This is a genomic window from Actinacidiphila sp. bgisy167, assembly GCF_965342175.1.
GTDB lineage: Bacteria > Actinomycetota > Actinomycetes > Streptomycetales > Streptomycetaceae > Actinacidiphila.
Window position 1 is genome coordinate 62137 of the sequence record NZ_CBDRBL010000003.1, and the last position, 15060, is coordinate 77196.

General features: G+C 73.8%; 12 protein-coding genes. 6 read left to right on the forward strand and 6 right to left on the reverse strand.

The window, feature by feature from the left end; genetic code table 11:
- The first annotated feature begins 73 nt into the window (after positions 1 to 73).
- Positions 74 to 568: an SPW repeat protein gene (locus ACRWND_RS01890; protein ID WP_431945127.1), complete on the forward strand. Its 495-nt coding sequence runs from the start codon at positions 74 to 76 to the stop codon at positions 566 to 568.
- A 709-nt stretch (positions 569 to 1277) separates the two neighbouring features.
- Positions 1278 to 4709, forward strand: a complete 3432-nt coding sequence (locus ACRWND_RS01895; RefSeq protein WP_431945129.1) for a CARDB domain-containing protein — start codon at positions 1278 to 1280, stop codon at positions 4707 to 4709.
- A 48-nt stretch (positions 4710 to 4757) separates the two neighbouring features.
- Here ACRWND_RS01895 and ACRWND_RS01900 read toward each other — a convergent pair whose 3' ends face one another.
- The gene (locus tag ACRWND_RS01900; RefSeq protein ID WP_431945131.1) at positions 4758 to 5480 is read right to left on the reverse strand and encodes a class I SAM-dependent methyltransferase; all 723 of its coding nucleotides are present in this window, start codon (positions 5478 to 5480) and stop codon (positions 4758 to 4760) included.
- Between the two features lie 171 nt (positions 5481 to 5651).
- Here ACRWND_RS01900 and ACRWND_RS01905 point away from each other — a divergent pair, with 171 nt between their 5' ends.
- Positions 5652 to 5780, forward strand: a complete 129-nt coding sequence (locus ACRWND_RS01905; RefSeq protein WP_431945133.1) for a hypothetical protein — start codon at positions 5652 to 5654, stop codon at positions 5778 to 5780.
- A 35-nt stretch (positions 5781 to 5815) separates the two neighbouring features.
- Here the strand turns inward: ACRWND_RS01905 and ACRWND_RS01910 are convergent, their stop codons facing one another.
- The 5 genes from ACRWND_RS01910 to ACRWND_RS01930 all read right to left on the reverse strand — a co-directional run bounded on the left by ACRWND_RS01910 (position 5816) and on the right by ACRWND_RS01930 (position 12925).
- On the reverse strand, positions 5816 to 6847 hold the full coding sequence (locus ACRWND_RS01910; protein WP_431945134.1) for a DUF5914 domain-containing protein: 1032 nt from the start codon (positions 6845 to 6847) through the stop codon (positions 5816 to 5818).
- A complete protein-coding gene (locus tag ACRWND_RS01915) occupies positions 6844 to 7851 on the reverse strand; it encodes a phytoene/squalene synthase family protein (RefSeq protein ID WP_431945136.1) in 1008 nt (335 codons plus the stop codon). The genes ACRWND_RS01910 and ACRWND_RS01915 overlap by 4 nt, the downstream gene beginning before the upstream one ends.
- Positions 7848 to 9365: a phytoene desaturase family protein gene (gene crtI / locus ACRWND_RS01920; protein ID WP_431945138.1), complete on the reverse strand. Its 1518-nt coding sequence runs from the start codon at positions 9363 to 9365 to the stop codon at positions 7848 to 7850. The genes ACRWND_RS01915 and crtI overlap by 4 nt, the downstream gene beginning before the upstream one ends.
- A 46-nt stretch (positions 9366 to 9411) precedes the next feature.
- Complete coding sequence (locus tag ACRWND_RS01925) at positions 9412 to 10518, reverse strand: polyprenyl synthetase family protein (RefSeq protein WP_431945140.1); 1107 nt, start codon at positions 10516 to 10518, stop codon at positions 9412 to 9414.
- A 952-nt stretch (positions 10519 to 11470) separates the two neighbouring features.
- Entirely contained in the window at positions 11471 to 12925 is a 1455-nt protein-coding gene (locus tag ACRWND_RS01930; RefSeq protein ID WP_431945142.1) for an MFS transporter, read from the reverse strand.
- A 165-nt stretch (positions 12926 to 13090) separates the two neighbouring features.
- Here ACRWND_RS01930 and ACRWND_RS01935 point away from each other — a divergent pair, with 165 nt between their 5' ends.
- The 3 genes from ACRWND_RS01935 to ACRWND_RS01945 all read left to right on the forward strand — a co-directional run bounded on the left by ACRWND_RS01935 (position 13091) and on the right by ACRWND_RS01945 (position 15059).
- Entirely contained in the window at positions 13091 to 13531 is a 441-nt protein-coding gene (locus ACRWND_RS01935) for a MarR family winged helix-turn-helix transcriptional regulator (protein WP_431945144.1), read from the forward strand.
- Between the two features lie 129 nt (positions 13532 to 13660).
- Positions 13661 to 14353 carry an SDR family oxidoreductase gene (locus ACRWND_RS01940; RefSeq protein ID WP_431945146.1) on the forward strand — a complete coding sequence of 231 codons (693 nt, stop codon included), beginning with the start codon at positions 13661 to 13663 and terminating at the stop codon, positions 14351 to 14353.
- A gap of 235 nt (positions 14354 to 14588) precedes the next feature.
- Positions 14589 to 15059: a cation:proton antiporter regulatory subunit gene (locus ACRWND_RS01945; protein WP_431945148.1), complete on the forward strand. Its 471-nt coding sequence runs from the start codon at positions 14589 to 14591 to the stop codon at positions 15057 to 15059.
- Position 15060: the final 1 nt, after the last annotated feature.

Consider the following 15060-nt stretch of genomic DNA (forward strand, 5'->3'; position numbering starts at 1 on the left):
TGGCTTCGCTTCGACGCCTACAGGCCGGGTAAGCGAAAACAGAAGAAACCACACAAAAGGGGAGATGGTCTGGATGACTCACACGCAACCCGGCATCGAGCAACATCCCGATCTGCTCGAACTGCGCGACGACTACGAGAGGGCCACCGCCACCAATCGCGGGCAGGCGACGGAGGCCATGGGGCTGATAGCAGGTACCTACCTGGCCGCCTCGCCGTGGATCGTGGGATTCAACGGACTGTCGACGATCACGGTCAGCACCCTGATCGCCGGTATCGCCTACGCCCTGCTCATGGGAGGCGTGGGACGGGGCTACGAGCGCACCCACTCCAAGGCGTGGGCGGCCGCCGTCATCGCCCTGTGGACGATCATCTCGCCCTGGTGCATCGCCGGTGACGTCAGCACGACGCGCACCATAACCAACAACGTGATAGTGGGCGTGATCGCGCTCATCCTCGCTCTCGCCACCGCCTCGATGCGCCCGGACGGCGCCCGCAAGAAGGGCGGCGGCATGAGCGAGGCCATGAGCGGCCTGCGCGGCTCGCAGGGCGGTGCGTCGTCGCGGTGACCACGGCCGCCGCCGACGGGGAGCCTGCCGCCGCGAGGCGACAGCCCTCTCGGACGCATGGCCGAAGAACCGGATGCGTTCCCGAGCCTCGCCGGCGCGCAGCGCTCGGCGAGGGCCGCCGGAAGAAGGAGAACTGACGGCGGCCCGGTGAGTGGCCGGCACGCGCCGGCGGCACGGACCGTCCCCTCGACGACCCGGAGGCAGCGACGCCGAGTGCGGCGCCTCCGGGTCGATCGCTGTCCTGGGCGTGAGGGCCGGTGCCCGGCACGACCGTGCCGGGCACCGGCCCTCAGTGTCGCCCCGTCAGCGCCCTTGCGCGGAACACTCAATAAATTGCGCTGCCTTCGCACCCGCGGACGGGCCGGAGAGGCCCGTTCCGGCACGCGTCCGGAGCACTGCCAGGTGTTAAACCGCCAGCGCGCCCCGATGCGCCGCCCGCAAGCACTCCGCAACCAGCGCAAGCCTCGACGCGGCCAACTGCCCTCTTGATTACGTGCTGTTGACAAAGCGGAGACGTGCAAGAAATCTAATGACGCCGTTTCCGCAAGAATTCGACTGGTTGACTCAATCCGCATGCATGACCTCCCTCCCGGGCACCGGGAGGGACCTCGTCGGTCCCTGCTCGTCCCGCGAAACCTGCGTCCCCGCTCCCCCTGGTTCCTCCTCTGCCGCCACCGCGCACCCCCACCCCCACGGAATAGAGGACCCCATGCGTTGGAGATCCCTCAGCCGGCGGTCGCTGTCCACCGCCGCCCTGGCCGGGCTCATGGCCCTTGCGCCGTTACCGACGACCGCCCCCGCACTGGCAGTCTCCTCGGCCCCCGCCGCTGCCGCCGCCGACGTCAACCTCGCTCTCGGCCGCCCCGCCACGGCGGGCGGCTCCCACGGCGAGTACCCGGCCGGGAACACCACCGACGGCACCCAGGCCACTTACTGGGAGGGACCGTCCGGCTCCTTCCCGCAGTGGGTGCAGGTCGACCTCGGCGCCGCCCGCGGTGTCGACCGGCTCGTGCTGAAGCTGCCCGCCGCGTGGGAGGCCCGGACCCAGACACTCTCCCTGCAGGGCAGCACCGACGGCTCCTCGTTCAGCACCCTGGCCGCCTCGGCGGGACGCGTGTTCGACCCGGCCCAGGCCAACACCGTCGCCGTGGACCTGACCTCCCCCGCCGAGGCCCGCTACGTCCGCGTCAACGTCACCGGCAACACCGGCTGGAACGCCGCGCAGCTTTCGGAACTGGAGGTCTACGGCGAGGAGGACGGCGGGAACGAGCCGCCGCCCACCGGCACCAACCTGGCGCGCAACAAGCCGGTCGAGGCCACCTCGTCGGTGCACACCTATGTGGCCGCCAACGCCACCGACGACTCCACCGCCACCTACTGGGAGGCGGCCGGCCATCCGGCGGACCTCACCGTCAAGCTGGGTTCGGCGGCCGACGTCACCGGCGTCGTCGTCAAGCTCAACCCCGACCCGGTGTGGGCAGCCCGCACCCAGGGCATCCAGGTGCTGGGCCGTGCGCCGTCCGCGACCGGTTTCACCTCGCTGCGCGACCGCGCCGACTACTCCTTCAGCCCGGGCGCGGGCAACGCGGTGACCATTCCGGTCAGCGGACGCTGGGAGGACGTACGGCTGCGGTTCTTCGCCAACTCCGGGGCGCCCGGCGGTCAGGTCGCGGAGTTCCAGGTCGTCGGCACCGCCGCGCCGGCGCCCGACCTCACCGTCACGAGCCTGAACTGGTCGCCGGCCACCCCGTCCGAGCGGGACGCGGTCACCGTGAACGCCGGGATCCGCAACGCCGGCACCGCGCGCTCCGCCGCGACGACCGTGGACGTGGGCGTGGAGGGCACGGTCGCCGGCTCCGCCCAGGTGCCCGCCCTCGACCCGGGCCAGTCCGCCACCGTCGCCGTCCCCGCCGGCACGCGCGCGGCGGGCAGCTACGCGGTCTCCGCGGTCGTCGACCCGCGCGACACGGTGGCGGAGCTGGACGACAGCAACAACAGCCGCAACGCCGCCGACCGGCTGGTCGTCACCCAGGCGCCCGGGCCCGACCTCGAGGTCGGCGCCATCACCACCAACCCGGCGAACCCAGCGGTCGGCTCGTCGGTCTCCTTCACCGTCGCCGTGCACAACCGGGGCACGACGGCCGCGCCCGCCGGCTCGGTCACCCGCCTGCAGGCCGGTGCCACCACGCTGAACGGCACGACCGGTCAGGTCGCGGCCGGGGCGACGGTGAACGTCGCGATCAGCGGCAGCTGGACGGCGACCGCGGGCGGCGCAACCCTCACGGCCACCGCGGACGCCACCGAAGTGGTCGCGGAGACCAACGAGAGCAACAACGTGCTCGCCAAGCCCCTCGTCGTCGGGCGCGGCGCGGCCGTGCCGTACACCGAGTACGAGGCGGAGGACGGGCGCTACCAGGGCACCCTGCTGACGGCCGACGCCAAGCGGACCTTCGGGCACACCAACTTCGCCACCGAGTCCTCGGGCCGCAAGTCCGTCCGGCTCGACTCCGGAGGCCAGTACGTCGAGTTCACCTCCACCACGCCCACCAACTCCATCGTGGTCCGCAACTCCATCCCCGACGCCCCGGGCGGCGGCGGCACGGACGCCACGATCAGCCTCTACGCCGACGGCGGCTTCGTGCAGAAGCTGAACCTCTCCTCCAAGCACAGCTGGCTGTACGGCAGCACCGACGACCCGGAGGGCCTGACCAACCGGCCCGGCGGCGACGCGCGGCGGCTGTTCGACGAATCGCACGCGCTGCTGTCGCGCACCTACCCGCAGGGCACGACCTTCCGCCTGCAGCGTGACGTCGGCGACTCGGCGGCCTACTACGTCATCGACCTGATCGACCTGGAGCAGGTCGCGCCCGCGGCGGACAAGCCGGCCGAGTGCGCCTCGATCACCGAGTACGGGGCCGTCCCCGGCGACGGGCTCGACGACACCGACGCCATACAACGAGCGGTCACCGCCGACCAGAACGGCCGGATCTCCTGCGTGTGGATCCCGGCCGGGCAGTGGCGGCAGGAGCAGAAGATCCTCACCGACGACCCGCTCAACCGCGGCCAGTACAACCAGGTCGGCATCCGGGACGTCACCATCCGCGGCGCGGGCATGTGGCACTCGCAGCTCTACACGCTGACCCCGCCGCAGAACGCCGGGGGCATCAACCACCCGCACGAGGGCAACTTCGGCTTCGACATCGACAGCAACACCAAGATCTCCGACATCGCCATCTTCGGCTCGGGCACCATCCGCGGCGGCGACGGCAACGCCGAGGGCGGCGTCGGCCTCAACGGGCGGTTCGGCCAGGGCACGAAGATCACGAACGTGTGGATCGAGCACGCCAACGTCGGCGTGTGGGCCGGACGCGACTACTCCAACATCCCCGAGCTGTGGGGACCCGGCGACGGGCTGGAGTTCTCGGGGGTGCGGATCCGCAACACCTACGCCGACGGCATCAACTTCGCCAACGGCACCCGCAACTCCACCGTCTTCAACTCCTCGTTCCGCAACACCGGCGACGACGCGCTCGCGGTGTGGGCCAGCAAGTACGTCAAGGACACCTCCGTGGACGTCGGCCACGACAACCACTTCCGGAACAACACGATCCAGCTGCCCTGGCGCGCCAACGGCATCGCGATCTACGGCGGCTACGGCAACACCATCGAGAACAACATCGTCTCCGACACGATGAACTACCCCGGCATCATGCTCGCCACCGACCACGACCCGCTGCCGTTCTCCGGGCAGACGCTCATCTCGGGCAACGCCCTCCACCGGACCGGCGGCGCGTTCTGGGGCGAGGCGCAGGAGTTCGGCGCCATCACCCTCTTCGCGCAGGGTCAGGACATCCCCGGCGTCACCATCCGGGACACGGAGATCCACGACTCGACCTACGACGGGATCCAGTTCAAGACGGGCGGCGGCGCGATGCCGGGCGTGAAGATCACCGGCGTCCGCATCGACAGGTCCACCAACGGCTCGGGCATCCTCGCGATGGGCGGCGCCCGCGGCAGCGCCACCCTCACCGACGTCACCATCACCAACTCGGCGCAGGGTGACGTGCTCGTCGAGCCCGGCTCGCAGTTCACCATCACCGGCACACCGAACGGCGCGTCGGCGGCGCGCTCGTCCCGCTGAACCGGGCGGGGTCCCCGGCTCGCGCCGGGCCGGGGACCCCGCGCGGTGTCATACGCGCCCGTGGACCGGCGCCCGGGCGACGAACGTGTGCGCGACACCGGTCTGCCAGCCGGGCAGCGGCAGCACCCGGACCCGTGTGAAGCCCGCCCGCCGCATCCGTGCGGCGAAGGCCTCGGCCGTGTCGAAGGCGAGGACGCTGCGCCACAGGTGCTCGTAGAGGGGGCGGTCCCCGGTCAGGCGGGCGACGGGCAGCAGCAGTCCCCGGCACACGGCCGTCCACACCGCGCGGTGACGCGGCTGCCCGCTCAGGGCGAACTCGTGGACGGCGATGCGCCCGCCCGGGACCATCGCCTCCCGCACCCGGGCGAGGACGAGATCGGGGTCCGACACATTGCGGAAGAGATAGGCGGCGAACACCGCGTCGTACGGCCCGGCCGCCCCCGACTCGGCAAGCCTCTCGGCCGGGGCGCGGCGGAAGGTCACGCCGGGGCCCCACCGCTTGCCGGCCGCCACCCGGAGCATGCCCGCGGAGGAATCCACGGCGGTGATCAGGGCGCGGGGGGCCGCGGTGAGCAGGGCGGCGGTGGACGCGCCGGTGCCGCACCCCAGATCCAGCAGCCGCATCCCCGCCCCGCCCGCGGGCAGCCCCAGCCGCCGGGCCGACCTGCGCAGATGGGCGTGGTAGCCGGGATTGGCGGCGACCAGCCGGTCATAGAGCGCGGCTGCGTGGTCGAACGCGGTCACGAGGTCACCGCCGTGCAGCACCGTCATGAGCACTCCATTCGCCGGCATGGGCATCGGGGCGGGCCGGACCGGCGCACGGACGGCCCGCGCCCATCCCACCCCCCCCGCCGGTCGGTGCGCACCTCGGCGCGGCGCCTCCCCGGTTCCACGGACGGCCCAAGAACCGCGTGTCCGGCCCGGCCGTGGGCCCTGTCGGCCGTGCGAGCGGCGATCATCGCCGCAGCGCCGCAGCGCCGCAACCGCCGCACCACCGGCCCGGAGGATCCGTTGACCGAGACCGGCCTCCGTGGTGCCGTCGACGTCGTGATCCTGGCGCGCCGGGGCTGACCGGCCGCGCCGCCCGCCCGGCGCGCCTGGCGGCTTCAGCCCGGGAACCGGCCCTTGCTGCGCAGGGCGTAGCGGCGCTCGGCGTAGGCGAGGTCGTCGCGCCACAGGCGGGCCGCGGTCCGCCGCATCGCCGGCCGCAGCAGCGGCGCGGCCCGGCGTACGAGGGTGAAGCCAGGGCGCGGCGAGTGGGCGACGACGGCCTCGGTCACGGCGGTCCGCGGCCGTCCGTCCTCGCCGTCGCCGAGGGGGGTCGCATGGGTCTCGACGACGCTGCCGGCCCCCTCCCCGGAGACGATGCGCATCACGACGGTGCGCGGTCCGGGCGCGGTGAACTCGGCCCGCACGGGGACGCCGAGGCGTCCGCGCACCCGGAAGGAGACGTCGACCAGGAAGCGGTCGGCGGACGCGTCCGCGTCCGGCGTGTCCGTCCCCTGGGCGGCGGAGGGCCCCGGCGCCTCGACGACGGTGAGGTCGGCGAAGGAGTGGGGGTGGAACCAGGCCCCGTGCCACGGGTCCAGGCGGTTGGCGACCACGTCCTCGGGCTCGCACCGCCCGGTGGCGGTCATGACGGCCGCCATCGACGTCGCGGGGGCGGGCCGCGCGGGAACGGACGGCGCCGGTGAGGGTTCCTCACCGCCCACCGCGTCCAGCCGCACCCACACCAGGAGGCCGTCGTCGTGGGCGGGGTAGGGCTCCCAGCCCGGGTGCCCCGAGGGCTCGAGTGCGAGGCCGTGCCAGTGGCAGACGATCGTGCCGTCCCGCACGAAGCTGTCGCACAGCGGGGCGCCCAGGTGCGGGCACGCGCCGGGGGCGGCCCTGGCCTGCCCCTGCCGGTCGCGCCACAGCACCACTTCGAGGCCCGCCACGGACCTGCCGGTGACGCGGCGGCCGACGACCTCGGCACTGGCGGCCGCCACGTACCAGTTGCCGGACGGGCGGGACTGGGCACGCTTCAGCGCCGCCGCGATCAGGGCGGGTCTGGCGGCACGCCAGGTGGGCGGCTGGCCCTGCCACGGGCCGCCGCCGATCCGTGCCAGCGGTTGGAACGGACGGCCGGAGCGGCTCATACGGTCGACCCCTCGGGCGTGTCGGACACGGCGCCGCAGGGCACCGGGCGCGGGCGCACCCGGTGGCCGACGCGGCTGGAGACGACGCCCACGAGCCCGCGGGCGGCGCCGCGGGCACGGCGGCGGCGCGGCACGGCCACGCGGCGGTGCAGCACCGGGTAGTCGGCGGCCTCGATCTCGTCCAGGATGCCCCGGTAGAGCACCAGGGCCGTGTCCACGCAGGGGCGTGAGACGGGGGCGAGCATGGGGATGCCGACGGCCGCCCGGCGGTAGACCCCGCGGGTGAGCTCGGCGGTCTCGCGGAGCGCGGCGCGGACCCGCGGGTCGGTGGTGCCGCGCCGGCGGCACCAGGTCAGCAGGGCGCGGTCGGCCCCGTGGGCGGCCAGGATGTCGCCGGGGATGTAGATCCGGCCGCGGTCCAGGTCCTCGCCGACGTCGCGCAGGAAGTTGGTGAGCTGGAAGGCGATTCCGAGGGCGGCCGCGGCGGGCGCGGCCTCCTCCCGAGGGGTGACCGTGTCCAGGACGGGCAGGAGCTGGAGGCCGATCACCGCCGCCGAACCGTGCATGTAGGCGGCCAGATCGGCGTAGGTGGGGTACGCGGTGACGGTCAGGTCCATCCGCATGGAGGCCATGAAGTCGGTGAACAGCGCGTGGTCGAGCCGGTGCCGCCGCACGGTGTCGGCGAGGGCGGTGACGACGGGGTGGTGCGCCCGGCCCCCGCGCAGCGCGTCCGCCAGCGCCGTCTCCAGGGCGGCGAGCTCCTCGCGCCGGGCTGCGGGTGTGACGTTCGCGGGGGCGTCGGCCTCCACGGTGTCGACGATGTCGTCGGCCCACCGGGCGAAGCCGTAGAGGGCGTGGACGAAGGGGCGGCGGTCCGCGGGGAGCAGCCGGGTCGCCAGGAAGTAGGTCTTGCCGTGCCGGGCGTTCAGGGCGCGGCAGCGCGCGTAGGCGGCCCGTGTCCCGGGCTCGGTGATGCCGGCGGCGTCGAGTTCCCGGGCGGTCACAGGACCCTCCCTCGCGGTCGCTGCCTCGCCACGACCCGGTCCCCGGCGATGCGGGCCGCGGCGAGCTTCCCCGAGATCAGCACGGTGGGCACTCCCACTCCGGGGACGGTGCCGCAGCCGGCCAGGACGACGTTCTCGGCTCCGTGGACGAGGTTGCGGGAGCGGAAGGGGCCCGTCTGGGCGAAGGTGTGGGCGGCCGAGAAGGGGGTGCCCACCGCGTGTCCGGCCGCTGCCCAGTCGGCGGGCGAGACGGTGCGCAATGTCTCCACGGACGCCTCGAACCCCTCCAGTCCGCGCTTGTCCAGCTCTTCCATCAGGCGCTCCAGGTAGGCGGGGGCCAGCTGGGCCCAGTCGACGGGCCCGGTGGCCAGGTTGGGGCACGGGGCGAGGACGTAGTGCAGGTGGCGGCCCTCGGGTGCGAGGGAGGGGTCGGTGGCCGTGGGGCGGGTGATCAGCAGGGAGGGGTCGCTCATCAGGCGTCCCTGACGGGTCAGTTCGTCGAAGGTGCGGGTCCATGCGGCGCCGAAGGAGAGGGTGTGGTGCGCCAGGAGCGGCCAGGTGCGGCGGGTTCCGGCGTGCAGCACGAACGCCGAGGGCGACCAGCGCAGCCGTACGGGCCGCAGGGGGGCGCGCCCCAGGAGCCGGTGCACCACCGGCAGATCGGGTGTGAGGACGACGGCGTCGCAGGCGATCCGCTCGCCCTCGCCGGTGCGTACGGCCGTCACCCTGCCGCCGTGGCCGCGTTCCAGGGCGGCGGCCTCGCTGCCGTAGCGCAGGTCGGCCCCCGCGGCGGCGGCCTCGGCGGCCAGGCCGCGGGCGACGGCGTGCATGCCGCCTCGCGGGAAGTACACGCCGGCGACGGTGTCCATGTAGGCGATGACGGCGTACGCCGCCAGCGCCCGGGCGGGCGGCACGCCGGCGTAGAGGGCCTGGAAGGAGAACACGCGCTGCAGGCGCTCGTCCTTGACGAAGCGCGCGATGCGTGGCTGGAGCCGGCCGAATCCGCCGAGCGCCGCCAGCCGGGCCAGGTCGGGGGTGAGCAGGGCCAGCGGCGAGTCGAAGTTGACGTCGATGAAGCTGCGCATCTGCACCCGGTACAGCTCGCGCAGCCAGGACCGCAGCCGCCGGTACCCGAGTGCCTCCGGACCCCCGGCGAACCGGGCGACCTCGGCCTCCATCGCCTCCGGGTCGCAGTGGACGTCGAGCACGGAGCCGTCGGCGAACCGCGCCCGGTATGCGGGGTGCAGTTCCCGCAGCTCCACCCGCGAGGCCATGGAGCCGCCGGTGGCCGCGAACGCCTCTTCCAGGAGATCGGGCATGGTGAGTACCGTCGGGCCGGTGTCGATGCGGTAGCCGTCCAGTTCGAGCAGGCCGGCGCGGCCCCCCGGTCCTCCGTCGCGTTCCAGGACGGTCACCCTGCGGCCGGCACCCAGCAGGTGGAGGGCGGCGGCGAGCCCGGACAGTCCGGCGCCCACGACGACCACGTGATCGGTGCGGCCCTGGACGGTCCTCATCGCCGGTCGTCCTGGCGTACGAGGGTCCGGCGGACCGGGGCGGCGGTCATGCGACGGCCACCGCGCCGATGCGGCGGGCCAGGGCGGTCAGGTGGCCGATCCCGCGCGGTGTGAGGAGACACGCCGTGGTCGTCAGGAGGGCGGCGGCCTCGTCGGCGAGCGCGGCGATCCGGGCCTCCACGGCCCGCACCGCGCCGAGGTCGCGCAGGAGCCCGCGGAAGGCCTTCAGTTCCGTCTCGTCCGCAAGGGGATTGCCGAGAGTGGAACGGATACGGGCCTCGGCTCCGGGCGGCCCGGACCGCCGGGCCAGCTGCACGGCCACGGCGGTCAGATACGTGAGCTTGCCCGAACGGATGTCGTCGCCGGACGGCTTCCCCGTCTGCGCGGGGTCCCCGTAGACGCCCAGAAGGTCGTCGCGGAGCTGGAACGCCAGGCCGGTCCGGCGGCCGAACTCGTGCAGGACCTCCGTCGCGCGGTCGTCCGCGCCGGCGGCGACCGCGCCAACGGCCAAGGGGCGGGCGACGCTGTAGAGGGCGGACTTCAACTCGGCGGTGCGCAGCGCCGCCTGTGGGTCGTCGGAGCCCTCCGCCTGCAGGCGGAGGTCCAGGTGCTGGCCCGCCACCATCTCGGACCGCATGGCCTGCCAGAGCTCTTCGACCCTGCGGCGCACGGCGGCGTCCATGGGAACCGTCCTGAGCAGGTCCTCGGCCCACACCAGGGCCAGGTCGCCCGCCAGCACGGCCTGTGCGAACCCGTAGGCCGCCGCGTCCCCGGACCAGCCCGCGCGGCGGTGCGCCTCGGCGAAGTGGGCGTGCACGGCGGGCCCGCCGCGGCGGGTCTCCGAACGGTCCATCACGTCGTCGTGGATCAGTGCGCAGGCCTGCAGCAGCTCCAGCGCCGCCCCCAGCCGCACCGGCACCCCGGCCTCGTCCCCGGCGGTGGGCCCGCCGGCGGCGAGCCAGCCCCACCACACGCAGCGGGCCCGCAGCCGGGCACCGCCCCGCGAGACGAACTCCGTCAGCACCTCGGCCAGGGCGGCGTCCGCGGGCAGGACGCCCGATCCGGTGAGGCGCCGCTCCGCCATGTAGGCGGACAGTTCGGCCTCCACTGCTCCCACCACTTCGGTGTCGGCTCCCGCATCCGCGCGTTCCACGTCGGCCTCTCGGTCGATGTCCCGGGCGGCCGGACTCCGCGTGCGGAGTCGGCTCCCTCTGGCGACCGCTTCCCACTCCGCCGCCTCGGAGCCTCGCGCCCGCCGCAGGGCGTGCCCGCGGCGGTGTGCGGACCCCTCGGGGGTCCACGGTCGCTCCCGACTCTCGCACCGGCCCGGCCGCCGCGCATCCGCAGGCACCCGCACGGCCGGTCTCGCCGGGGCGCGTCGGGGCGCGTCGGGGCGGGGTCACGTCAGGTCGGGTGGGTGGGGTCGGGACGGGCGGGATCTGATCGGACGCACGCTGCCGGTTCGGGGAGCGGGGGTGCCCCGTCCAGGTGGGCGACGACGGCCCCAGGGCGGGTCCGCCCGGTTGCCGCCGTCCGAGGTCTGCGGCGGTTCAGCCGTTCGCCGTCCACGGGCGCGAGCGGCACGCGGGTCGGCGACGGTCCCGTCGTGCCCCGTCAGAGGGGAGGGTGTGCGCCGCCACCGCGGCCGGCCGTCGCAGCTCGTACGCTCCGTGGGCTTCCCGGTCGTCCCGCCCGAAGCCTTGCTCCAGCACGTGCCGCGCGGGGCGGTGGGATGGGTCGATGGCCGCCTGCGGTGCGCTCCGCTCGGCGCCCACCACCGTCGTGGCGTTCGGGCGGTCCCGTGTCCGGCGGGCCCGGCGCAGCACCGCCGCCCCGCGGGGGCCTGTTCGAGCGGGCCCGCGGGTGCGGAGCCGAGCGGGCCTCGGTTCCGGCTCGCGCCGGTGCGCGGCTTGCCCGCACGGCGGCGGGCGGTCGCGGGCCCGTGACGGGACGTCCGACCGCGCCGCGCCCGGCGCAGCCCGGAGCGGGAAGAGCGGGGGGGGCCGTACGCCCGGCCCGGGGCGTGCGGCCCGTCCCCGACCGCGGTCGGTGACACTCTGGGGCCGGCACCGCGTGGTGGCGAACCGCCGCTCAGCCACCGCCGTTCAGCTGTCGAGGACCGCCTGCCGGGGCTCGGTGGCCGGTGCCGCCTCAGCGGTGCCGGACGCCGCGCGGGCGGCCGGGATGGCCGCGGCGATGAGCGCGGCGAGCAGTGCGATGCCGCAGCCGATCATCAGGCCGGTGCGGAAACCGCTCTCGGAGGTGAAGGTGTAGCCGCCCGCGGTCATGGACATCTGGGAGAGGACGACACCGACCACAGCGGCGCCCACCGAGGTGCCGAGCGAACGCATCAGGGCGTTGAAGCCGTTGGCGGCGGCGGTCTCCGCCAGCGGGACGGAGCCCATGATCAGGGCGGGCATCGACCCGTACGCGAGTCCTACACCACTGTTGACGACCATGACCGCCAGCATCAGGCCCCAGGCGGTGCCGGTCAGGACCAGCGACAGCCCGTACCCCGCGGCGAGGACCAGGGTGCCGCAGATCAGGGTGACCTTGGGGCCGCGGGCGTTGGTCAGCTTGCCGCCGAGGGGAGAGACGATCATCATCATGACGCCGCCGGGCAGGAGCCACAGGCCCGCCGCGAGCATGGACTGGCCGAGGCCGTAGCCGGTCGCCTTCGGGAACTGCAGCAGCTGCGGGACCACCAGCATCCCGGCGTACATGCCGAAGCCCACGAAGACCGAGGCGACATTGGTGATCAGCACCCGGGGCCTGGCCGTGGTGCGCAGGTCCACCAGCGGGTCGCGGGTGCGCAGTTCCCACCATCCCCAGACGCCCAGCACGACGACGGCCGCACCGAAGAGGCCGAGCGTGGTCGCCGATCCCCAGCCCCAGTCGGCGCCCTTGGACACGGCCAGCAGCAGGCACACCAGGCCGGCGCCCAGGCCGAGCGCCCCGGGCACGTCGAAGCGCTGTCCCTTGGCGCCGGCGGGCACCTCGGGAATGAAGAACCAGATCAGCGCCGCGACCACGGCCGCGAGGCCCCCGGCGCCCCAGAACAGCACGCGCCAGTCGGCGTACTGGGCGACGGCGGCGGCGATCGGCAGGCCCAGGCCACCGCCGATACCCATGGAGGCGCTGACCAGGGCGATGGAGGAGCTGAGCCTCTCCGCGGGCACCACGTCGCGCAGCAGGGCGATCCCGAGAGGCACCATGCCCATGCCCATGCCCTGCAGACCGCGTCCGACGATCATCGGCACGACGGAGGACGACAGGGCGCACACCACCGAGCCCGCCACCAGCGGCACCGAGCAGGCCACCAGCATGCGCCGCTTGCCGACCAGGTCGCCGAGCCGTCCGAAGACGGGCACGCACACGGCCGCCACCAGGAGGGTGGCGGTGATCACCCACGCGGCGTTCGAGGACGAGGTGTTCAGGATCCGGGGCAGTTCGGTCAGCAGCGGGGTGACCAGCGTCTGCATGATGGCGGCGGTGGTGCCGGCGAGGGCGAGCGTGGCAACCACGCCCCCTGCACGGGCTGTGGGTGGTGGGGCGTTCATGTCGGCACTCCTCGACGGGCGTCCATACGTTTCAAGCGGTGTGCATCATACATATGAGATGCATGGCACACATGATGTGTCGGGTGCACGCCTATGCGACGATGACCATGGGCGCCGAGGAGGGACACCGGCGGCGGCCTGTGAACGGCAGGAGGCGGAAGCGACATGGGCAGACACTCCCACGAGGTCGAGTACGAGCAGATGCTCCTAAGCCGCCACGAGGTGCTGCGCCACCGGTCCAGCAGCCTGGACCGCAGCGCCTACATCCTCCTCAGCCGTATCCGCGTCCAGGGGCCGATGTCGATCGGCGAACTGAGCGAGGCCTTCGCGCTGGACACCTCGACCCTCAACCGGCAGACGGCCGCCGCCATGCGCGCCGGCCTCGTCGAACGCATCCCCGACCCCGAGGGCGGCATGGCCCGCAAGTTCCGCATCACCCTCCGGGGCGCCCGCATGCTCGACGAGGAACGGGACACGATCATCAGCGGCCTGGACAGGGTGATGGCCGACTGGTCCGACGAGGACATCGCCGCCTTCGCCTCCTACCTCAGGCGCTTCAACACCGACATCGAACGCCTCGCCGGGCGGCCGTGGCCGCGCCCGTGACCATCTGCGGCGCATCTCACTTTCAAATATAAATTCAGGAGGTAGCCTGGGGGTGCGCGGACCTCCAGGGGCCCGCTGCGGAACACTGCACGGAGCCCTGAAGAAGGGCATGTCGCGAAGGACTGCGGTATGGAGATCAAGGGGTCGGTCGCCCTGGTGACGGGAGCCAACCGGGGGATCGGGCACGCGTTCGCCCGGGCCCTCCTCGAACGCGGCGCGGCGAAGGTCTACGCCGCCGTTCGCGATCCGAAGAGCGTGACGGATCCGGACGTCGTGCCGCTGCGGCTGGACGTGACGGACGAGGCGCAGGTGGAGGCGGCGGCGCGGGCCGCCGGCGACGTCTCCGTCCTGGTCAACAACGCCGGCGTCGCCGGCGGGGGCGCCGGGCTGCTGTCGGGCGGCCTCGACGGCGCGCGCCAGGCCATGGAGGTCAACTTCTTCGGCACGTGGTCGGTCTCCCGGGCCTTCGCCCCGGTGCTGGCGCGCAACGGCGGCGGCGCGGTGGTGAACATGCTGTCGCTGGCGTCCTGGGTCGGGCGGCCGGACTTCCCCGGCTACGCCGCGTCCAAGGCGGCGCAATGGTCGCTGACGGATTCCCTGCGCAAGGGGCTGCATGCGCAGGGCACCCTCGTCGTCGGCGTGCACTGCGGATTCGTGGACACCGATCTGAGCGCCTGGACGGACGCGCCGAAGATCAGCGCCGCCGACGTGGCGGACATGGCCTTGGACGCCGTGACCCAGGGCCGGTACGAGGTCCTCGGCGACGAGGCGACGCGGAGCACCAAGGCCGCCCTCTCGCTGCCGCCCGTGTCCGGCGCCTGATCCGCGCCGCTCCTCAGGGTCCGCGCCGGTCCGCGCATGATGTCGCCCCGCACCACCGGCGATCCGGCGCGCGGGACACCCCCCGCGAACCGTCACGCGCACACCGGCGCGGAATAGAACCCTCCGGAGGAACGTAATAAGGAGGCAAAAGACGCTGGTCACGTGAGAGCCCGTACACCTCGGTGGCGGTCGGGTCCGCGGTCGGCGCAGATCACGGACCGTCCGGGAGGCAGACATGGGCATACGGCGGACGACCCTTCCGGGCATCGGGACGCAGTATGTCGTGCCCACGCGTACCGGGCGGAACCTGTCGGTGGTGGTGCACCAGGACGGGCGGAGGTTCCTCGGGTTCTACGAGGCCGACGATCCCGACGCCTGCGGAATGTCCCTCCCCCTGGAGGCCGACGAGGCCGCGGCACTGGCCCGGCTGCTGGACCCGACGCCCCTGGACGCGGTGCGGACGGACGGCATCGGGCTGGTCACCGAGCAGCTCCCCGTCGACTCGAGATCGCCGTACGCGGGGCGGCCGCTGGGCGACACCCGGGCGCGGACGCTGACCGGTGCCTCCGTCGTCGCGGTGCTGCGACGGACGAGCGCGCATCCCTCGCCCGGCCCGGACTTCCGGCTGGCGATCGGCGACACGCTCGTGGTGGTCGGCACGCGTGAGGGCGTCGACGCCCTGGCCGCCATCGTGGCGGGTCGGTGAG

What these genes read in the sequence shown, in the direction of transcription:
- ACRWND_RS01890 (WP_431945127.1), top strand. Translation starts at nt 74, where the DNA reads ATGACTCACACGCAACCCGGCATCGAGCAACATCCCGATCTGCTCGAA.
- ACRWND_RS01895 (WP_431945129.1), top strand. Translation starts at nt 1,278, where the DNA reads ATGCGTTGGAGATCCCTCAGCCGGCGGTCGCTGTCCACCGCCGCCCTG.
- ACRWND_RS01900 (WP_431945131.1), bottom strand. Translation starts at nt 5,480, where the DNA reads ATGACGGTGCTGCACGGCGGTGACCTCGTGACCGCGTTCGACCACGCA.
- ACRWND_RS01910 (WP_431945134.1), bottom strand. Translation starts at nt 6,847, where the DNA reads ATGAGCCGCTCCGGCCGTCCGTTCCAACCGCTGGCACGGATCGGCGGC.
- crtI (WP_431945138.1), bottom strand. Translation starts at nt 9,365, where the DNA reads ATGAGGACCGTCCAGGGCCGCACCGATCACGTGGTCGTCGTGGGCGCC.
- ACRWND_RS01930 (WP_431945142.1), bottom strand. Translation starts at nt 12,925, where the DNA reads ATGAACGCCCCACCACCCACAGCCCGTGCAGGGGGCGTGGTTGCCACG.
- ACRWND_RS01935 (WP_431945144.1), top strand. Translation starts at nt 13,091, where the DNA reads ATGGGCAGACACTCCCACGAGGTCGAGTACGAGCAGATGCTCCTAAGC.
- ACRWND_RS01940 (WP_431945146.1), top strand. Translation starts at nt 13,661, where the DNA reads ATGGAGATCAAGGGGTCGGTCGCCCTGGTGACGGGAGCCAACCGGGGG.
- ACRWND_RS01945 (WP_431945148.1), top strand. Translation starts at nt 14,589, where the DNA reads ATGGGCATACGGCGGACGACCCTTCCGGGCATCGGGACGCAGTATGTC.